At 61.3% G+C, this 19,357-nt stretch carries 16 protein-coding genes; 6 read left to right on the forward strand and 10 right to left on the reverse strand.

What is annotated here, in order from left to right; genetic code table 11:
* Window positions 1-194 precede the first annotated feature (194 nt).
* Window positions 195-2,117, reverse strand: coding sequence for an ATP-binding protein (locus tag IDM28_RS08030; protein ID WP_188035678.1), 1,923 nt, complete (start codon window positions 2,115-2,117; stop codon window positions 195-197).
* A gap of 228 nt (window positions 2,118-2,345) precedes the next feature.
* Here IDM28_RS08030 and IDM28_RS08035 point away from each other — a divergent pair, with 228 nt between their 5' ends.
* Together IDM28_RS08035 and IDM28_RS08040 are read left to right on the forward strand one after the other, a co-directional pair.
* Window positions 2,346-4,130 carry a GGDEF and EAL domain-containing protein gene (locus IDM28_RS08035; protein ID WP_259077274.1) on the forward strand — a complete coding sequence of 595 codons (1,785 nt, stop codon included), beginning with the start codon at window positions 2,346-2,348 and terminating at the stop codon, window positions 4,128-4,130.
* 90 nt (window positions 4,131-4,220) lie between these two features.
* A complete protein-coding gene (locus IDM28_RS08040; RefSeq protein WP_188035679.1) occupies window positions 4,221-5,549 on the forward strand; it encodes a PAS domain-containing methyl-accepting chemotaxis protein in 1,329 nt (442 codons plus the stop codon).
* A gap of 28 nt (window positions 5,550-5,577) precedes the next feature.
* On the opposite strand, the gene IDM28_RS08045 is transcribed toward IDM28_RS08040, so the two are convergent.
* The 7 genes from IDM28_RS08045 to gloB all read right to left on the reverse strand — a co-directional run bounded on the left by IDM28_RS08045 (window position 5,578) and on the right by gloB (window position 15,394).
* A complete protein-coding gene (locus IDM28_RS08045) occupies window positions 5,578-7,188 on the reverse strand; it encodes an ABC transporter ATP-binding protein (RefSeq protein WP_101318214.1) in 1,611 nt (536 codons plus the stop codon).
* A 1-nt stretch (window position 7,189) separates the two neighbouring features.
* A complete protein-coding gene (locus tag IDM28_RS08050) occupies window positions 7,190-8,209 on the reverse strand; it encodes an ABC transporter permease (RefSeq protein WP_101318217.1) in 1,020 nt (339 codons plus the stop codon).
* A gap of 3 nt (window positions 8,210-8,212) precedes the next feature.
* Window positions 8,213-9,286, reverse strand: coding sequence for a microcin C ABC transporter permease YejB (locus IDM28_RS08055; protein WP_101318219.1), 1,074 nt, complete (start codon window positions 9,284-9,286; stop codon window positions 8,213-8,215).
* Window position 9,287: 1 nt separating this feature from the next.
* Window positions 9,288-11,135, reverse strand: coding sequence for an extracellular solute-binding protein (locus IDM28_RS08060; protein ID WP_188035680.1), 1,848 nt, complete (start codon window positions 11,133-11,135; stop codon window positions 9,288-9,290).
* Window positions 11,132-12,961, reverse strand: coding sequence for an extracellular solute-binding protein (locus tag IDM28_RS08065; protein WP_150569672.1), 1,830 nt, complete (start codon window positions 12,959-12,961; stop codon window positions 11,132-11,134). Before IDM28_RS08065 ends, IDM28_RS08060 begins: the two co-directional genes overlap by 4 nt.
* A 122-nt stretch (window positions 12,962-13,083) precedes the next feature.
* The gene (locus IDM28_RS08070; protein ID WP_188035681.1) at window positions 13,084-14,514 is read right to left on the reverse strand and encodes a lytic transglycosylase domain-containing protein; all 1,431 of its coding nucleotides are present in this window, start codon (window positions 14,512-14,514) and stop codon (window positions 13,084-13,086) included.
* 100 nt (window positions 14,515-14,614) lie between these two features.
* A complete protein-coding gene (gene gloB / locus IDM28_RS08075) occupies window positions 14,615-15,394 on the reverse strand; it encodes a hydroxyacylglutathione hydrolase (RefSeq protein ID WP_181108340.1) in 780 nt (259 codons plus the stop codon).
* 84 nt (window positions 15,395-15,478) lie between these two features.
* Between gloB and IDM28_RS08080 the strand changes: the two genes are divergently transcribed.
* From IDM28_RS08080 to dnaQ, 3 genes are read left to right on the forward strand one after another with little or no spacing between them, the layout of a single operon-like run.
* Window positions 15,479-16,255 carry a class I SAM-dependent methyltransferase gene (locus tag IDM28_RS08080; protein ID WP_101318228.1) on the forward strand — a complete coding sequence of 259 codons (777 nt, stop codon included), beginning with the start codon at window positions 15,479-15,481 and terminating at the stop codon, window positions 16,253-16,255.
* A gap of 23 nt (window positions 16,256-16,278) precedes the next feature.
* Entirely contained in the window at window positions 16,279-16,731 is a 453-nt protein-coding gene (rnhA, locus tag IDM28_RS08085; protein ID WP_101318230.1) for a ribonuclease HI, read from the forward strand.
* Between the two features lie 58 nt (window positions 16,732-16,789).
* Entirely contained in the window at window positions 16,790-17,533 is a 744-nt protein-coding gene (dnaQ, locus tag IDM28_RS08090; protein ID WP_224785558.1) for a DNA polymerase III subunit epsilon, read from the forward strand.
* Window positions 17,534-17,584: 51 nt separating this feature from the next.
* Here the strand turns inward: dnaQ and IDM28_RS08095 are convergent, their stop codons facing one another.
* Window positions 17,585-17,803, reverse strand: a complete 219-nt coding sequence (locus IDM28_RS08095) for a hypothetical protein (RefSeq protein WP_101318276.1) — start codon at window positions 17,801-17,803, stop codon at window positions 17,585-17,587.
* 157 nt (window positions 17,804-17,960) lie between these two features.
* Between IDM28_RS08095 and IDM28_RS08100 the strand changes: the two genes are divergently transcribed.
* Complete coding sequence (locus IDM28_RS08100; protein WP_101318278.1) at window positions 17,961-18,521, forward strand: NADPH-dependent FMN reductase; 561 nt, start codon at window positions 17,961-17,963, stop codon at window positions 18,519-18,521.
* A gap of 8 nt (window positions 18,522-18,529) precedes the next feature.
* On the opposite strand, the gene phnX is transcribed toward IDM28_RS08100, so the two are convergent.
* Entirely contained in the window at window positions 18,530-19,357 is an 828-nt protein-coding gene (gene phnX / locus IDM28_RS08105) for a phosphonoacetaldehyde hydrolase (protein ID WP_101318280.1), read from the reverse strand.

A 19,357-nucleotide genomic window follows, 5' to 3' on the forward strand; every position in this document is an offset into this window, starting at 1 on the left:
TTGTCACGGGTGAGCGCGATTGGTGCCGGCTGCTCCAGGCAAAGCCAGGCGTCGAGCGCTCGACACAGGCGACCACTGCGCAGACAATCATGCCTGCCGGCATCGGCTGCGCCCTGGAGCAAACGCCAGGTGCCCAAAGCGGCCGTCAACCACGCCTCTCGCAAGGTTTCGCTAGCTCGACAGCTGCGAACAGGCTAAGCGCCAGCCGGTGAGTTGAGCAAATGCTCAACGCTGGCCCTAAGCTGCTCGATGGTGAACGGTTTGGCCAGCAACCGCGACTGATCCTGCCGCTCAGCGCTGCCGTTCGCGGTATCGACGCAGCCTGAGATGAACAGCACCTTGAGTGTTGGCCGTACTGCCCAGGCGGCTTCGGCGATTTTGTGGCCACTGCTGCCGCCGGGCAAGATCAGGTCAGTAACGATCAGCTTCAGATCAGGCAACTCGGCGATACGCTGCACGACCTGATCAGCGCTGGGCATTTCAGCCACTTCAAAACCTGCCTCGTGAAGCGTTTCGGCAACCAGCTCACGAATAGCGGCTTCGTCGTCGATAACTATTGCCGATCCGCGGCTGCCGCCAGGCGTTGCTTGCAGCAGGTCTGCCTGCTGCGTTTGCGCTACAGGGGCGCTGCCTTGGTAGACCGGCAGGAACAGGCACACCGCGGTGCCTTTGCCCAGCTCTGACTCAATACGAACAGCCCCGCCGGCCTGGCGTGCGAAGTCCTCGACCATCGACAGCCCCAGCCCGGTCCCGGAGCCCAGCGGTTTGGTGGTGAAAAACGGCTCCAGCGCGCGCTCGACAATGCTCGTCGGCATGCCCATACCGGTGTCCGCCACGCAGATCCGTACATAGTCACCCGCTTGCACATGCAGAGTGCCCGGGTCGGTCACCGCCAGCGTACTGACCTCGATTCGCAGCCTGCCGCCTTGAGGCATTGCGTCACGCGCGTTGATGCACAGGTTGAGCAGGGCGTTCTCGAGTTGGTGGGCATCGCAGTGGCACAGCGTGGGTGCGCCAGGGGCGAGCAGTTCGATGTTGATCAGCGGCGTCAGCGTGCGTGCAATCAACTCTTCCATGTTCTTGATCAACACCGCCGGATCGACGCTAGCTGCAACCAAAGGCTGTTTTCTGGCATACGCCAGCAGCCGATGCGTCAGTGAACTGGCTCGTTGCGTGGCGTTTCGGGCGAGGGTGACATAGCGCTCGATCCCTGCCAGGCGGCCTTGGGCGATGCGTTGTTCGATCATGTCCTGGCTGCCGCTGATGATCGTCAACAGGTTGTTGAAGTCATGGGCTAAGCCTCCGGTCAGTTGCCCCAGCGACTCCATTTTCTGGCTCTGCTGCAGCTGCGAACGGACTTGATCGAAGGCCAGCTGGCGCTCGCGGTACAATGTGACATCGCGGGCCACGGCAAAAAACCGACCCTGGCGGCCGGTGATACGCCAGTTCAGCAGCAGAGGCTGGCCGTTGTTGCGTACGCTTTGCGTGTCGAGCTCGGCAATCTGCCGATCATGCAGGTTGCGCACGGAGTCGGATAATTGCGCAGGCGAAATATAGCTGTAGAACGCGCCATCTTTGAGCTGCTGCTCGGTCCAGCCGGTCTCGGCCTGCCAGGCCGGGTTCATCGCCAGCACTTCACCCTGTGCCGACAAGGTGCAGATCAGGTCGGGTGATAGTTTCCAGATGTCATCGCGCTCATCGGTACGCCGCTCGACTTCGTCCTCAAGGTTTTGATTGAGCCGGTCCAGTGCCCTGATGCTGCGCCGAAACAGCGCGCACACCACTGCCATTGCCAACGTCACCAGGCCAAAACTCAGGCTGTTGATCCAGTCGGTCCAGTCGGCGCCAAAGCCGACCGGCCCGATGAAGAAATATTGTGCCGTCAGCACCGCCATGATGCATCCCAGTACCGCTGGCCCCGCGCCGAACCAGAAGCCGATGAACATCAGCCCCGGAATGAAGAACAGGTAGGGCAAGGCTGTAGCGGGCAGTTGCGCTCGCGCGAAAGCGCACGCCACGACCACCACTACGGTGCCCAGATAGCGCAATGCAGGCGAGAGCTGCTTGCGCTCCAGGCGCAGCAGGGCAGCGGCGGTCAATCTAGGCAAACGGGTCAAAAAACACTCCGAACAGTGGTAGCCAGGCATGCAGGTACAGGGCGTATATAGCGCTAAAGCACTGCTTTAGGCGCCTTCCCGGACTGATAGGCTAGTTACGCCTGGTCGTCCAATAGTTTTTTTTACGGTCGGCCGGTGCGAGGTTTGATTGTCCTCGCGCGCTCGGGCTGACTAAGCTGGCAATGTGCCTCATAGGTAAGTCTTTTGGATAGTGCTACAGGAGTTACGGTGGGTAATTCGTCAATTATGCACGATGAGCGGTTGCGTCTGGCCGAGGTCGATCGGCTGACGTCCAACCTGGTCAGTGGCTCGGACCCGGTGCTGAACAGTGTCGTGGCGATGCTCTGTGCCCATTTTCAAGTGCCTACCGCGCTGGTCAGCATCATCGACCGTAACTATCAAGTGTTCAAGGCGCGGGTAGGCATGGTCGCCGAGCGCACGCCCAGAGAGATGTCGTTCTGCGCCCTTGAACTTGAGCAGGATACTGTACTGGAAATCTGCGACGCCTTGACCGATGCGCGCACTGTCGATAACCCGCTGGTGCAGGGTGACCCCTACATTCGCTACTACGCTGGCGCACCGCTGGTGATCAAGCCAGGACTCAACCTAGGGCGGCTGTGCATCATCGACCAGGCGGCACGTCCGTCGTTATCTGAGCGCGACCAGGCGCTGTTGCGCAGCGCGGCGCAGATTGTTGTATCGCGGTTGCAGTCGATCCATGATCAATATTTCTACGACAGTATGACCGGCTTGCCCAACCGGCGCCGTTTCGAAGCCGACTTCGCCGACTGCGCCAGCGTCGCTGGCCAGGTCGCAGTGTTCATCGAGCCTATTTCAGCAGCCGGCATGGACCGCCTGGTGAAGGCACTGGGCATCGAGTTTTTCGCAAGCTTCATGCTGGCCGTGAAAGAGGCCTTGCTGGCAGCCCTGCCGCCGGGGTCGCGCCTGTACCGCCCGAGCACGCTGGGTTTTCTGACCCTGATCGAATGCAATGACGTGGCCTCATCGCCGGCCAGGCTTGACGCTATCGTTGCGGCGCTGAGTGGGCCGTTGCACAGCGGCAATGTGCCGGTGTTCGCCGATGTCGGCATGAGCGTGCTCGAGCCGGATGCAGACACCGATGCATCGCTGGATACCCTGCGTTTGATGGCGAGCATGACCGATGCGGCGCGCCGCAGCGAGCGACGCTGGCTGGTCTATGACCCGCTGGTCGATACCAGCCAGCGCCGCAGTACGGCCTTGCTCATCGCTCTGGAACCGGCGCTGGTAGCTGCCGACCAACTTCGTCTGGTCTATCAGCCAAGGGTTGATCTCAACAGCAAACGCTGCGTGGCAGTAGAAGCGCTGTTGCGCTGGAAGCATCCGACCATGGGCGAAATCAGCCCGGCTGAATTCATCCCATTGGCTGAAACCACTGCTTCGATTCGCGGCATCACCCGGTGGGTGATCTGGCATGTCTGTCAGCAAATGCGCAGGTGGCGGGCGGAGGGGCTGCAGATGACCGTGTCGCTGAATATCTCCGCGCTGGATCTCGCCGATGGGCACCTGTTCGAGTACCTGAGCCGTACGCTCGGCGAGTTCGGCGTGGACCCGCGGCGCATCGAGCTTGAGTTTACCGAAAGCGCTCTGGTCACTGACTTCGACCAGGTGCAGCAACAGCTTCAGCGTTTTCGCACACTCGGGGTGGCGATTGGCATCGATGACTTCGGCAGCGGCTACAGCAACTGGGTCTACCTGCGCATCATCCCGGCCACCAGCGTCAAGCTTGATCGCTCGCTGCTGGCCAACCTGCAGCCGGGCAACAACGATTGGCACATCATTCGCGGGCTGGTCAGCCTGCTGCGCGACCTGCGCCTGACGGTGGTGGCCGAAGGTATCGAGACCGACCTACACCACCATTTGTTGAGTGGCTGGGGCTGTGAGCAGGGCCAGGGCTATTTTTACGCGAAGCCGATGCCGCCCGCAGAACTTGAAACCTGGCTGCAGAAGGACTGCTGCGTGCCGATGACCTGACAAGGACGATGTTCAATCTCACAGCTGCACCTGCAAGATCTTCGACAACCCCCTGCCATTTCGGCCGCGTCGCTAACCACCGAGAACACCATGTTCAACTCAAAGCTAAAAAACCAGCTACAGCGACTGCAGGACGAAATAGACGCGCTGCAGCGCGCGCAGGCCGCAAGAACTCACGAGATGCTGGAAATAACGGTTGATCGGAACCTGCTGATCACCGCGGTCAATCGCAACTTTGCTCGATGGGTTGGGCGTGAACAGTCGCAATTGCTTGGACAATCGCTGGCTAGCATCGCGCCCAGCTATGTCAAAGAGTTGCCATGCTTCAAGGATTTTCAGCAGGCCATGAGCACTGGCACCGGGGTCAGCGACGAGTATCGCTATATCACCGCCGACGGCAGGATGGTCTGGATGAGAGCGGCCTGGTGCCCGGTCAAGTCAGCAGCGGGTGCAGTCACCCATATGTCGGCCTACGGCACCGATGTCACCGCGAGCATCGATAAAGCGCGTGAAAACGACGAGTTCATAAAGGCGCTGTACCGCTCGACCGCGGTCATCGAGTTTGAGCTGGACGGTACTATCGTTGCTGCCAACGACAACTTCTTGAGGACGGTGAACTATTCGCTGGCAGAGATCGTGGGCAAACATCACCGTATTTTCTGTGACCCCAACTATGTCAATTCGCCTGCCTATCAGCAGCTATGGCGCAGCCTCAACGAGGGGCAGTTCGTCGCCGAGCGCTTCCTGCGCTTTGACAAGTCAGGGCGCGAGCTCTGGCTGGAAGCATCCTACAACCCGGTGCGCGACACCCGTGGCCAGCTCTACAAGATCGTCAAATTCGCGGTCGATATCAGCGAGCAGGTCAAGCATGAGCAGGAAGTCAGCGCGGCCGCTGGGGTTGCCTATGACGTTTCTCGCAAAACCGATGACTCGGCGAGAAGGGGGGCGGTGGCCGTAAAGGATACCGTCGAGACGATGAACCGTATCGTCTCGCAGGTCTCCACGGCCTCCGCCGGGGTCGAGGCGCTGGGGCAGCAGTCGCAGTTGATCACATCGATTGTTTCCACCATCGGCGGCATTGCCCAGCAGACCAACCTGCTCGCCCTCAACGCGGCTATCGAAGCCGCGCGCGCAGGCGAGCAAGGTCGGGGCTTTGCCGTGGTGGCCGATGAGGTGAGGAAGCTGGCCGGCCGCACCAGTGCCGCCACTCAGGAAATCGTAGAAGTGGTGCAGAAGAACAACACCCTTGTAGAGGCCGCAGTGGTCAGTATGGGTGAAAGCACGCATCAGGCTGAAATCGGCTTGGCGCTGGCCAGCCAGGCCGGCCATGTCATCACTGAAATTCAGTCGGGTGCGCAGGAAGTGGTAACAGCGGTCGGCCGATTCTCATCGCAGATTGCCGGTCAGTCACACCTGTGAAAGTGTGACCGGTAGCGCCGGCACGCCATCAGGCAGCCGGCTCGACCTCCAGAAACGCCGCTTCCAGCAGCTGCCGGGTGTAGGGATGCTGCGGCGCATGGAAGATCTCCCGCGCGTCGCCTTGTTCCACCACCTGCCCCTGTTTGATCACCATCAGCTGATGACTCAGCGCTTTGACCACCGCTAGGTCATGACTGATGAACAGGTAGGTCAGGTTGTATTTGAGCTGCAACGAACGCAACAGCTCCACTACCTGCCGCTGCACGGTGCGGTCAAGCGCAGAGGTTGGCTCGTCGAGCAGAATCAACGCCGGTTTGAGCACCAGCGCGCGAGCGATGGCGATGCGTTGACGCTGGCCCCCGGAGAACTCATGGGGATAGCGGTGGCGGGTGGCCGGATCGAGGCCTACTTCCTGCAGCGCGGCAATGATCGCCGCCTCTTGCTCTTGGGCGGTGCCGATGCGATGAATGCGCAGGCCTTCGCCGACGATATCGGCGACACTCATGCGCGGGCTGAGGCTGCCGAACGGGTCCTGAAACACCACCTGCATTTCTCGCCGCAGCGGCCGTACCTCCTGCTGGTTCATGCCCTGCAGGTTTTGCCCGTGAAAACGGATGTCGCCCTGGCTCGAGATCAGCCGCAGGATCGCCAGGCCCAAGGTCGATTTGCCCGAGCCGCTTTCGCCAACGATGCCCAGGGTCTGCCCTTGGGGCAGGCTGAAATTGATCCCGTCGACTGCCTTGACGTGGTCTACCGTACGCCGCAGCAGGCCTTTCTTGATCGGGAACCAGACGCGCAGATCATCCACCTCCAGCAGCGGCGCCCCAAGCGGGTTGGCCGCAGGCTGGCCGCTGGGTTCGGCGTTGATCAACATCTGCGTATAGGGATGCTGCGGGGCGGTGAACAGCGTCGTGCACTCGGCCTGCTCGACGATCTTGCCTTGCTGCATCACGCAAACACGGTGGGCGATGCGCCTTACCAGGTTGAGGTCATGGCTGATCAGCAGCAGGGCCATGCCCAGTCGTGCCTGCAGCTCTTTGAGCAGATCAAGAATCTTCAGCTGTACGGTGACGTCGAGCGCAGTGGTCGGTTCATCGGCGATCAGCAGTTCCGGCTCGTTGGCCAGGGCCATGGCAATCATCACCCGCTGGCGCTGGCCGCCGGACAGCTCATGCGGCAGCGCCTTGAGGCGCTTGTGCGGTTCAGGGATGCCGACCAGGTCGAGCAGTTCCAAGGTGCGCGCCGTCGCCTGCTTGCCGGTTAAACCCTTGTGCAGGAGCAGGATCTCGTTGATCTGCTTCTCGATACAGTGCAGCGGGTTGAGCGAGGTCATCGGCTCCTGGAAGATCATTGCGATGCGGTTGCCACGGATGCGCTGCATTGGCTTTTCGCCAAGCTTGAGCATGTCCTTGCCGCCATACTCGATGCTGCCACTGGGGTGGCGCGCAAGTGGGTAGGGCAACAGGCGCAGGATCGAGTGGGCAGTGACCGACTTGCCCGAGCCGCTCTCGCCGACCAGGGCCAGGGTCTCGCCCTTGCGGATGTCGAAACTGATGCCATCGACAACGCGGTTGACCTGGTCACCGCTGAGGAACTCGACCGCAAGATCACGGACTTCGATCAGGTTAGGTTCGCTCATGTCATTTCCTCGGGTCGAAGGCGTCGCGGGCGGATTCGCCGATAAACACCAGCAGGCTGAGCATCACGGCCAGCACGGCGAAGGCACTGATGCCCAGCCATGGTGCCTGCAGGTTGGATTTGCCCTGGGCAACCAGCTCACCCAACGACGGTGAACCGGCGGGCAGGCCAAAGCCGAGGAAGTCCAGCGCGGTCAGGGTACCGATGGCGCCGGTGAGGATGAACGGCATGAAGGTCATGGTCGAGATCATTGCGTTGGGCAGAATGTGCCGGTACATGATCGCGCCGTTGCGCATGCCCAGGGCGCGCGCCGCGCGCACATACTCCAGGTTACGCCCACGCAGGAATTCGGCGCGGACTACATCGACCAGGCTCATCCACGAGAACAGCAACATGATCCCCAGCAGCCACCAGAAGTTGGGCTGGACGAAACTGGCCAGAATGATCAGCAGGTAAAGCACCGGCAAGCCTGACCAGATCTCCAGGAAGCGCTGGCCGGCAAGGTCGACCCAGCCACCATAAAAGCCCTGCAGAGCCCCGGCAATGACGCCGATGATTGAGCTGAGGATGGTCAGGGTCAGGGCAAACAATACCGAAACGCGGAAGCCGTAGATCACCCGCGCCATGACATCGCGGCCCTGGTCATCGGTGCCCAGCCAGTTGTCCGCCGAGGGCGGCGCGGGGGCTGGCACCTTCAAGTCGTAGTTGATGCTCTGGTAGCTGAACGGGATCGGCGCCCACAGCACAAAGCTGTCTTTCTTCTCCAGAAGATCGCGGATGTAAGGGCTCTTGTAGTTGGCTTCGAGCGGGAATTCACCGCCAAAGGTGGTCTCGGGGTAGCGCTTGAACGCCGGGAAGTACCACTCGCCGTCGTAGCGCACGGCAATCGGTTTGTCGTTGGCGATCAGCTCGGCGCCAAGGCTCAGGCCGAACAGGATCAGGAACAGCCACAGCGACCACCAGCCTCGGCGGTTGGCCTTGAAGCGCTCGAAGCGCCGTCGATTGAGCGGGGACAGGGCCATTGGTCAATTCTCCCGGCTGGCGAAGTCGATGCGCGGATCGACCAGGGTGTAGGTCAGGTCGCCGATCAGTTTCACCACCAGCCCGAGCAGGGTGAAGATGAACAGGGTGCCGAAGACCACCGGGTAATCGCGGTTGATCGCCGCTTCGAAACTCATCAGGCCAAGGCCGTCGAGGGAGAAGATCACCTCGATCAGCAACGAGCCGGTGAAGAAGATGCCGATGAATGCCGAAGGGAAGCCGGCGATCACCAGCAGCATGGCGTTACGGAACACATGCCCGTAGAGCACCCGCTGCCGGCTCAGGCCTTTGGCTTTGGCGGTGACCACATACTGCTTGTTGATCTCATCGAGGAAGCTGTTTTTGGTCAGCAGGGTCATGGTGGCGAAGTTGCCGATCACCAGTGCAGTGATCGGCAGCACCAGGTGCCAGAAGTAATCGAGGATCTTGCCAGTGGTGGACAGCTCGTCGAAGTTGTTCGAGGTCAGCCCGCGTAACGGGAACCAGTCGAAGTAACTGCCGCCGGCGAACAGCACGATCAGCAGAATGGCGAACAGAAACGCAGGGATGGCATAGCCGACCACGATCGCCGAGCTGGTCCAGACATCGAAGTGGCTGCCGTGGCGCACCGCCTTGGCGATCCCCAGCGGGATCGACACCAGGTACATGATCAGCGTGCTCCACAGCCCGAGCGAGATCGACACCGGCATCTTTTCGGCAATCAGGTCGATGACCTTGGCATCACGGAAGAAGCTGTCGCCGAAGTCGAGCTGGGCATAGTTCTTGACCATGATCCACAAGCGCTCCGGGGCGGACTTGTCGAAGCCATACATGTGTTCGATTTCAGCGATCAGCGCCGGGTCCAGGCCCTGTGCGCCGCGGTAGTTGGAGCCGGCCACCGAGACTTCGGCGCCGCCGCCGGCGATGCGGCTGGTCGCGCCGTCAAAGCCTTCGAGTTTGGCGATCATCTGCTCGACCGGGCCGCCGGGCGCGGCCTGGACGATGATGAAGTTGATCACCAGGATGCCGAACAGGGTCGGGATGATCAGCAGCAAGCGCCGCAGGATATAGGCGAGCATGTCAGTTGGCCTCGCTCGGCGTGGTCTCTGGCGCAGGCTGCGTGGTCACGGCCGGTTTCACATCAGGCTTGATCCACCAGGTGTCGATGCCGACATCGTACTTGGGCGAGACCTTGGGGTGGCCGATGTGGTTCCAGTAGGCCACCCGCCAGGTCTTGATGTGCCAGTTGGGGATCACGTAGTAGCCCCACTGCAACACGCGGTCGAGGGCGCGGGCGTGGTTGATCAGGCTCTGACGTGAGTCGGCGTTGATCAGTTGCTCGACCAGTTGGTCAATGGCCGGGTCGCGCAGGCCTATGAAGTTGCGGCTACCGGGGTTGTCGGCGGCGCCCGAAGTCCAGAACTCGCGCTGTTCGTTACCCGGCGAGCTGGACTGGGGGAAGCCGCTGACGATCATGTCGAAGTCGCGCGAGCGCAGACGGTTGATGTACTGCGGCACCTCGACCCGGCGCAGGGTCAGCTCGATGCCGAGGTCTGCCAGGTTGCGTTTGAACGGCAACAGCACGCGTTCAAACTCCGTCTGTGCGAGCAGAAACTCGATCACCACCGGCTTGCCCTGGGCGTCGACCATCTTGTCGTCGACGATTTTCCAGCCCGCTTCCTGCAGCAGCTTGTAGGCCTGACGTTGCTGCTCGCGGATCATGCCGCTGCCGTCGCTGACCGGGTTCTTGAACACCTCGGTAAAGGCCTGCTCGGGAATCTTGCCGCGCAGCGGCTCGAGGATTTTCAGTTCATCCGGCGTGGCCGGCTGCGTGGCCGCCATGTCGGAGTTCTCGAAGTAACTGCTGGTGCGGGTGTAGGCACCGTTGAACAGCTGCTTGTTGGTCCACTCGTAGTCGAGCAGCAGGCTCAGCGCCTTGCGCACGCGCACGTCCTGGAACATTGGCTTGCGCAGGTTGAAGACAAAGCCCTGCATACCGGTCGGGTTGCCGTTGGGCAGCTCTTCCTTGATCAGGCGGCCTTCGCGTACGGCGGGCACGTTGTAGGCGTTTGCCCAGTTCTTTGCCGCCACCTCCAGGTTGTAGTCGAACTGGCCGGCCTTGAGCGCTTCAAGGGCAACGGTGCTGTCGCGGTAATAGTCAAAGGTCATGACGTCGAAATTGAACATGCCGCGGTTGATCGGCAGGTCCTTGGCCCAATAGTCCTTGACCCGCTCGAAACGTACCGAACGACCGGCCTTGACCTCGGCAACCCGGTAGGGACCGCTGCCCAAAGGAATTTCCAGGTTGCCACGGTTGAATTCGCGGTTTTCGTACCAGTGCTTGGGCAGTACCGGCAGTTGGCCAAGGATCAGCGGCAACTCACGGTTGTTCTTGTGCTTGAACTTGAACAGCACTTTCAGCGGGTCTTCGGCAATGACCTCGGCGACGTCACCGTAGTACACCTTGTACAGCGGGGCGCCTTGGCTGACCAACGTGTTGAAGGTCCAGACCACGTCATCGGCACGCATGGGGTGGCCGTCATGGAAACGTGCTTCCGGGCGCAGGTAGAAGCGCACCCAGCTGTTGTCCGGGGCCTTCTCTATCTTGCCGGCAACCAGGCCGTACTCGGTAAACGGCTCGTCCAGGCTCTGGCGCATCAGCGTGTCGTAGATGCTGCCGACGTTTTCTGCAGCCACGCCTTTGTTGATGAACGGGTTGAGGCTGTCGAAACCGCCAAAGCCGGACTGGCGAAAGGTGCCGCCTTTGGGCGCATCTGGGTTGACGTAGTCGAAGTGTTTGAAGCTGGCCGGATACTTGGGCGGCTCGTCATACAGGGTCAAGGCGTGCTGCGGGGCAGCCAGCACGGGAAGGCTCAGGCAGGCTAGCAGCAGGCTGCCGGCCAGTTGGCGCAGGCGGTGCGGCATCATTTGGCTTTCTCCGAAGTCTTGAGCCACCAGCTGTTCAGGCCCAGGGTGTAGGGCGGCGTGGTGACGAAGGCGAACCGATTGCGGTAGGCCAGGCGATGATTGTCCAGATACCAGTTGGGGATCATGTAGTAATGCCACGACAGCACCCGGTCCAGCGCACGCGCGGCGGCGACCTGGTCATCGCGGGTGCGGGCAGCGAGCAGGGTGTCGAGCAGGTGGTCGACCACCGGATCTTTGACCCCCGCATAGTTCTTGCTGCCCTTGGTCGAAGCCTGGCTGGAATGGAAGTACAGCCATTGCTCGAGGCCTGGGCTGAGGGTCTGGTTCAGGGTCATCAGGATCATGTCGAAATCAAACTGGTCCAGCCGTTGTTTGTACTGGGCGCGGTCTACCGTGCGCAAGCGCGCATCGATGCCAATGCTCGCCAGATTTTCGACATAAGGTTGCAGGATCCGTTCTAGATTGGGGTTCACCAGCAACAACTCCATCTGGAACTGCTTGCCCTTGGCGTCCACCAGGCGTTGGCCGTCCAGCTTCCAGCCGGCTTTGCCCAGCAGGGCCAGGGCCTCGCGCAAGGTCTGGCGGCTGACGCCGCTGCCGTCGGTATGGCTGACCTGGTAGGGCTCGGTGTACAGCTTGGCCGGCAGTTCGTCGCGGAACGGCGCCAGCAGCAGCCACTCCTTGCCGGTCGGCAGGCCGCTGGCAGCAAACTCGCTGTTTGGGTAATAACTGGTCGAGCGCCGATAGGCGCTGCTGAACAGGGCGCGGTTGGTCCACTCGAAATCCAGCATCAAACCCAGCGCCTGGCGTACTTGCGGGTCGCTGAACGTGGCGCGGCGGCTGTTCATGAACAGCCCTTGGGTCTGGGTCGGGATGCGGTGCGGGATCTGCGCCTTGATCACCTCGCCACGGCGCACTGCAGGGAAGTTGTAGCTGTTGGCCCAGTTCTTCGCCTGATGTTCGATGTAGATGTCGAACTCGCCGGCCTTGAACGCTTCGAAGGCGACCGTGGCGTCGCGGTAGAACTCATATTCGACGCGGTTGTAGTTGTACTTGCCGCGATTGACCGCCAGGTCCTTGCCCCAGTAATCCTTGACCCGCTTGAATACCAGGCGCCGCCCCGGCTGCACCTCGGTGATGCGATAGGGCCCGCTGCCCAGCGGTGGCTCGAAGGTGGTGGCCTTGAAGTCGCGCTTCTGCCAGTAATGCTTGGGCAGTACCGGCATCTCACCCAGACGCAGGATCAACAACGGGTTGCCGGCACGCTTGAACACGAAGCGAATGCGCAACGGCCCGAGAATGTCGACTCGCTGCACTTCCTGCAGGTTGGTGCGGTACAGCGGGTGGCCGTCCTTGAGCAGGGTGCGATAGGAGAACGCCACGTCCGCCGAGGTGATCGGCTTGCCGTCGTGAAAGCGTGCCTCTGGGCGCAGGTTGAACACCACCCAGCTGCGGTCTTCGCTGTACTCGACCGAGCGCGCAATCAGGCCATAGCTTGAGGTTGGCTCATCGCCGGACGGATCGTACATCCCCGTACCGACCATAAGCGTCTCGTTCAGCTCGCTGACACCGTATTGCAGGAAGTTTGGCGTTGTGACCGGGCTCGACCCTTTGAAGGTGTAGGGGTTGAGCGTGTCGAACGTGCCAAATGCCATGGCCCGCAAGGTTCCGCCCTTGGGCGCTTGCGGGTTGACCCAATCGAAGTGGGTGAATGTGGCTGGGTATTTGAGCGTGCCGAACTGCGCGTAACCGTGGCTCTCGCTGACGGTGGCGGCGGCGGGGAAGCTCAAGGCCAGGCTGAAGGACAGCAGGAGGGGACGTATCAAATCGGCATCCGATCCAGAAGGCGTTGGGCTTTGGTCGGGCTACAGTAACAGCTTGGCGGGATTGGAAAAAGAGTGATGCGAGAGGGGGCTGCAAGCGGGGCTGGGTGACAGCCCCGGGAGGATCAATGGCCGAGGTAGACGGTCAGGGTCTGGCCTGGTTTGAGGGCATGCCCGCTGCGCGGATTCCAGCGCTTGAGGTGCTGCATTTCGACGTTGAAACGCTTGGCCACCAGGTACAGTGAATCGCCCTTGCGGACCTTGTACTGAGTCGAGCGCTGCTTGGCCGAAGCAACCCGGTTGGCGGCTGCAGAGGGCGCATTGCCACCGCGCATGGCCAGGACCTGGCCGGCCTTGAGGCGATTGCCGGAGATCTTGTTCCAGCGCTGGATATCCTTGACCGAAACCCGGTTGGCCTTGGCGATGCTGCCCAGGTTGTCACCGCGCTTGACTCGGTAGCTGCGCGTGGCCGGTGCGCTGGCTTCGGCGACAGCGGCTTCGAACACGGCCTTGCGTGGTTGCAGGCTGAGCAACTGTTCAGGGTTCAGGTTGGACAGGCTGGCCGAGAGCAACTGCGCCTTGGCAGTCGGCACCAGCAGTTGTTGCGGGCCGTCGACCGTCATGCGCTTCTTGAATGCCGGGTTGAGCTGGATCAGCTCGTCTTCATCGATATCGGCAAAGGCTGCGACCCGCGACAGGTCGAGGCGGTCATTGATGGCGACGGCGGCAAAGTACGGTTCGTTGGCGATCGGGTTGAGGTTGACGCCATACGATTCAGGCGTTGATACCACCTGCGACAGGGCCAGCAGCTTGGGCACGTAGTCGCGGGTTTCCTGCGGCAGCGGCAGGTTCCAGTAATCAGTCGGCAGGCCGAGTTTTTCGTTGCGTTCGATAGCGCGGCTGACGGTGCCTTCACCGGCGTTGTAGGCCGCCAGGGCCAGCAGCCAGTCGCCGTTGAACATGTCGTGCAGACGGCTCAGATAATCCAGTGCAGCGTTGGTCGATGCTTTGACGTCGCGGCGGCCATCGTAGAAGTTGGTCTGGCGCAGATTGAAGTGGCGCCCGGTCGAGGGGATGAACTGCCACATGCCGGCCGCATGGGCACGGGAATACGCCATCGGGTTGTAGGCGCTCTCGATCGCTGGCAGCAGGGCCAGCTCCAGCGGCATGTCACGTTCTTCGAGGCGCTCGACGATGTAATGCAGGTACAGGCTGCCGCGCTCGCCGGCGGTTTCAACGAAACGCGGGTTGCTGGCGAACCACAGGCGCTGTTGCTCGATGCGCGGATTGACGTCGATGGTGTCCTGCAGCGCGAAGCCCTGGCGCATGCGTTCCCAGACATCCTGGGGCGCCTGCTGCTTGGGCTTGGCCATGATCAACGGGGCCGGCTTGTGCTTGATCCGGGCCTGATAGTTGTGCGCGCGAACGCTTTCGGATTCATCTACCTGACGGGTGCTCTGGCAGCCCACCAAAGTGGCAGCCAGGGCCAGCGCACTGATCTGTGCGAGGCGCGTCAAAGCGACGGATTGCGAGGTTCTGCGGCTACTGGAAGGCATCGGCTGGGGCAGGTATCCGGGTGAAAAAGTTGGGCGATTCTAGGAACCGCTTTTGCCCGGGTCAACCTTTGCCCCTCAATTACGATATATCTTGAGGTTATCAGAAGCCGTCTTTCCAAGACCTCAAGGCAGCAAAAACAGCAGCTTGGCCTTCGTTTGAATGTCCCTTCCATTCGTCTGCTTTTTGTTTAACGGATGTTTCTGCGGTACGCAAAAAAGGGTTGGTGAGGCGTTCCAGGCCAATGCTGGAAGGCAGCGTTATGCGCTCATCTGCGCGCAGTCTGGTCACCTCCTCAAAGCGCGCGAGCACATCCGAATTGCTCGGTTCGACGGCCTTGGCGAAGCGCAGGTTGCTCAGGGTGTATTCATGGGCGCAGTAGACCTCGGTGGCGTCAGGCAGGGCGGCGAGGCGCTCAAGCGAGTTGTGCATCTGCGCAGGCGTGCCCTCGAACAAACGGCCGCAACCGCCGGCAAACAGCGTGTCGCCACTGAACAGCACGGGTGTCGGCGTCTGTGCGGTATAAAAGGCGATGTGGCCAAGGGTGTGCCCGGGCATCGCCAGCACCTCGAAGGTCAGCCCCAGCGCGGTGACCTGGGCATTGTCCTCGAGCGCCAGGTCACGGCCTGGGATCTGCTCGCTGGCCGGGCCGCTGACCCGCGCCCCGGTGGCTCGCTTGAGCTCGGCAACGCCGCCGACATGATCGTGGTGATGGTGGGTGATGAGGATATCCTTCAGCTCCCAGCCTGGGTTGGCCTCAAGCCAGTCCAGTACCGGTTGGGCGTCACCAGGATCGACCACCGCACACTGGCGTTTGGCAGTATCCTGTAACAACCAGATGTAGTTATCAGAGAAAGCGGGTAGTGCATCGATCTGTATCATGTGCGGATCCGAATCATCTGCCGTGGGACATAAGGGCATCTTAGCCGCGATGGTGCGGCGGGAGAACCTTGGAGGGAAGACGCAATGACCGACCAAGCCTTTGCCCAGGCCGACCCTGAATGGGTCGAGCTGATCAGCCTGGCCCGCGAATGGTTTCAAGGCCCTGTTGGGCAGTTGATGCTGCGCGAAGAAGAAAAGTTGCTTGAAACTGAACTCGCGCGTTTTTTTGGTGGTTATCTGGTGCATTACGGGCCAGGGGCGGAGGCGCCGCCGCATGCCAAGCAGGTGCATCGCAATGTGCGCCTCGGTGCGCCGTTGCCAGGGGTTGAAATCGTCTGCGAAGAACAGGCCTGGCCGCTCGCCGAACATGCGGCGGACGTCGTGGTGCTGCAGCACGGGCTGGACTTCAGCCTGTCGCCTCACGGCCTGCTGCGCCAAGCCGCCAGTGCGGTGCGTCCGGGTGGCCATCTGCTGATCGTCGGTATCAACCCATGGAGCAGTTGGGGCATGCGCCACCTGTTCAGCAAAGGCGCCTTGCGCAAGGCACGTTGCATCCCGCCGTCGCGGGTCGGTGACTGGCTCAACCTGCTCGGCTTTGCGCTGGAGAAACGCCGCTTCGGCTGTTATCGTCCGCCGCTTGCTTCACCAGCCTGGCAGCAGCGCCTCACCGGGTGGGAGCGGGTAGCCGGTGGCTGGCAGATGTCAGGTGGCGGCGTCTACCTGCTGATAGCGCGCAAGATGGTAGTCGGCCTGCGGCCACTGCAACCGGCCCGGCGTGAGCCGATGGGCAAACTGCTGCCGCTGCCCCTGGCCAAGGTCAATCGCGACCCGGCCAACCGCGACCATCATCCGGGTCGATAAATTACAGCGAATTAAGGCAGTACATGAGCGAAGAAAGCATCGAGATGTTTACCGACGGCGCCTGCAAGGGCAATCCGGGCCCTGGCGGCTGGGGCGTGCTGATGGTGTACAAGGGCGTCGAAAAGGAACTCTGGGGTGGCGAGCTGGAGACCACCAACAACCGCATGGAGCTGATGGCGGCCATCGAGGGCCTCAAGGCGCTCAAGCGTGAATGCGAGGTTGTGCTGACCACCGACTCGCAGTACGTCATGAAAGGCATCAACGAGTGGATGGCCAACTGGAAGAAGCGCGGCTGGAAGACCGCGGCCAAGGAGCCGGTGAAAAACGCCGACCTGTGGCGCGAGCTAGACGAGCAGGTCAACCGGCACAAGGTCACCTGGAAGTGGGTGCGCGGGCATATCGGCCATCATGGCAACGAACGCGCCGACCAGTTGGCCAACCGCGGCGTCGACGAAGTTCGCGCGCGTCACAAGTAATCCGACGCTGGGGTATACTCCCGGCTCTTTTTTGTCGTAGCAGTTGGAGCCACCGCCCGTGGAGCAGCAGAACACCCGATACGTCGTCCTCGATACCGAAACTACCGGCATGCCGGTTGGCGAGGGTCATCGAATCATCGAAATCGGTTGCGTCGAAGTGCTGGGCCGGCGCCTGACCGGGCGCCATTTCCATGTTTATCTGCAGCCTGACCGCGAGAGTGACGAGGGCGCGATTGGCGTCCACGGCATCACCGACGCATTCCTGATCGGCAAGCCGCGCTTCGCTGAAGTGGCTGACGAGTTCTTCGACTTCATTCAGGGCGCGCAGCTGGTCATCCACAACGCGGCGTTTGACGTTGGCTTCATAAACAACGAATTCGCCCTGCTTGGCCAGCATGATCGCGCCGATATCTCCAAACACTGCGGCATCCTCGATACCCTGATGCTGGCGCGTTCGCGCCACCCAGGCCAGCGCAACAGCCTCGACGCCTTGTGCAAACGCTACGGTATCGACAACTCCGGACGTGAGCTGCACGGCGCGTTGCTCGACTCGGAATTGCTGGCGGATGTCTACCTGGCCATGACCGGTGGCCAGACCAGCCTGTCGCTGGCCGGGCATGGTGCTGATGGCGAGGAGGGAAGGGACAGTGACGGCAGTGAGATTCGCCGGATCGTCGGGCGTCAGCCGCAGCCTGTGTTGATGGCTTCTGCTGAAGAGCTGGAGGCGCATGCTCAGCGTCTCGCGGCGGTGGCCAAGTCTGCCGGCGGCCCGGCGCTGTGGCAGAGTCTGAGCGAGGCCTGATCAGGCCTGCATGCGGGCCCTCCGTGGCCTGCTGGTTGCCGCAAGGCTGAATCAAGGAATGCGGATGATCTCGACGCCACTCTGGGTCAGCTCGAAGCGATCTTCACCCAGGTGCCGAACGCGATCGCCAATAGCCAGTCGATAGCTGGTAATCGGTTCACCATGGGCACTGCCGTCGTCCTGAAAGGTCGATTCCTGGAATTCGTGCACGGGGTAGATTCGGCCTTCGGCGTCACGGGCGTGAAATTGGCCGACCAGTACTGCTGCCATTTTGGGGGGAAACCTCTGAAAAATTGGAGAAATGTCTGCAGTCATAGACCAGTGAAACCGCCGGGAAGTTTTCTTGCAATGGGAAAAAAACCTCGGCGGCGAAACACGGTCATCTATAACTACTAACTCCATCAACCAGCAGAGGTTGTAAAACGCCATGAGCCAGGTGTATTCGGTAGCAGTTGTAGTCGGCAGCTTGCGCAAGGATTCCTACAATCGCAAGGTGGCCAAGGCCCTGGGTGAGCTGGCGTCCTCCAGCCTCAGCTTGAAGATCATCGAGATCGGCGATTTGCCGCTGTACAACGAAGATGTAGAGAGTGCCGGTGCGCCGCAGCCCTGGCAGCGTTTTCGTGACGAGATCAAGCGTAGTGACGCGGTGCTGTTCGTCACACCGGAGTACAACCGCTCGCTGCCCGGTTGCTTGAAGAACGCCATTGACGTTGGCTCGCGGCCTTATGGGCAAAGTGCCTGGGGCGGCAAGCCAACGGCTGTGGTGAGCGTTTCGCCCGGTGCAGTGGGTGGCTTTGGCGCCAACCATGCGGTGCGCCAGTGCCTGGTGTTCCTCGATATGCCATGCATGCAGATGCCCGAGGCATATATCGGCGGGGCGGCGACCCTGTTCGATGATGCCGGCAAGCTCAATGACAAGACTCGGCCGTTCCTGCAGGCATTCATCGACAAGTTTGCAGCCTGGGTGAAGCTCAACCGCGCGGTATAACGCCGCTCCTACGCGGACTGGGGCATTTCGCCTTTGGCCAGGCGCTGGTTGATATCGGCAACGACCTCGGGGAGGTCGTTGATGGTGTCGACCAGGTAGTGCGGTCGCGCGCTTTCAAACAGTGCGTGAATCCGCTGCCGTTCACGCGCGAGTGTGCCCGCATCCAGCGCCTGGTACTCCTCCCAGGTCAGCCCCAAGGCATTCCCTGAGCAGACCAGCGCCACTGTCCACATACCGGCGCGGCGGCCTTCGAGGATACCTGGCACGGTGTCATCAACCTTGACGCAAGCACCGACGTCATCGATGCCCAAGGCAATCACATTGGCCAGCGCCTGCGCCGGCCAAGGGCGGCCATTGGGCGTTTCATCGGTCGCTACCACATGGTCGGCAACATAGCCGTTGCACTTGGCCAACTCGACCACCTTGTCCATGACTACCTTGGGGTAACCCGAGCACGAGCCAATCTTCAGGCCATCTGCACGTAGCCCAGTCAGCGTTTGCAGTGCGCCGGGGATCAATGCCGAGTGCACGGCGATCTTGTCGATTTGCAGTGGCATGAAGCGTTGATAAATGGCGGTCACGTCGTCATCGCTTGGCGTGCGGCCAAATACCTTGCGGTAGCGTTCGGCAATTGCCGGCTGATCGCACAAGGTGCGGATATGGTCCCACTTGCCCATGCCCATCGGCCCGCGGGCCTCTTCAATGGACACTTCGACGTCGAACTCGGCGAACGCCTCAACAAAGATCTGCGTGGGCGCGAACGAGCCGAAGTCGACCACGGTGCCCGCCCAGTCAAGAATGGCGGCTTGCAGGCGGGTTGGGTTGGTGTAGTTCAT

Source organism: Pseudomonas sp. EZ-C24, from assembly GCF_014525325.1.
GTDB classification, from domain to species: domain Bacteria; phylum Pseudomonadota; class Gammaproteobacteria; order Pseudomonadales; family Pseudomonadaceae; genus Aquipseudomonas; species Aquipseudomonas shirazensis.

What these genes read in the sequence shown, in the direction of transcription:
- IDM28_RS08040 (WP_188035679.1), top strand. Translation starts at nt 4,221, where the DNA reads ATGTTCAACTCAAAGCTAAAAAACCAGCTACAGCGACTGCAGGACGAA.
- IDM28_RS08045 (WP_101318214.1), bottom strand. Translation starts at nt 7,188, where the DNA reads ATGAGCGAACCTAACCTGATCGAAGTCCGTGATCTTGCGGTCGAGTTC.
- IDM28_RS08050 (WP_101318217.1), bottom strand. Translation starts at nt 8,209, where the DNA reads ATGGCCCTGTCCCCGCTCAATCGACGGCGCTTCGAGCGCTTCAAGGCC.
- IDM28_RS08055 (WP_101318219.1), bottom strand. Translation starts at nt 9,286, where the DNA reads ATGCTCGCCTATATCCTGCGGCGCTTGCTGCTGATCATCCCGACCCTG.
- IDM28_RS08060 (WP_188035680.1), bottom strand. Translation starts at nt 11,135, where the DNA reads ATGATGCCGCACCGCCTGCGCCAACTGGCCGGCAGCCTGCTGCTAGCC.
- IDM28_RS08070 (WP_188035681.1), bottom strand. Translation starts at nt 14,514, where the DNA reads ATGCCTTCCAGTAGCCGCAGAACCTCGCAATCCGTCGCTTTGACGCGC.
- gloB (WP_181108340.1), bottom strand. Translation starts at nt 15,394, where the DNA reads ATGATACAGATCGATGCACTACCCGCTTTCTCTGATAACTACATCTGG.
- IDM28_RS08080 (WP_101318228.1), top strand. Translation starts at nt 15,479, where the DNA reads ATGACCGACCAAGCCTTTGCCCAGGCCGACCCTGAATGGGTCGAGCTG.
- rnhA (WP_101318230.1), top strand. Translation starts at nt 16,279, where the DNA reads ATGAGCGAAGAAAGCATCGAGATGTTTACCGACGGCGCCTGCAAGGGC.
- IDM28_RS08095 (WP_101318276.1), bottom strand. Translation starts at nt 17,803, where the DNA reads ATGGCAGCAGTACTGGTCGGCCAATTTCACGCCCGTGACGCCGAAGGC.
- IDM28_RS08100 (WP_101318278.1), top strand. Translation starts at nt 17,961, where the DNA reads ATGAGCCAGGTGTATTCGGTAGCAGTTGTAGTCGGCAGCTTGCGCAAG.
- phnX (WP_101318280.1), bottom strand. Translation starts at nt 19,357, where the DNA reads ATGAACTACACCAACCCAACCCGCCTGCAAGCCGCCATTCTTGACTGG.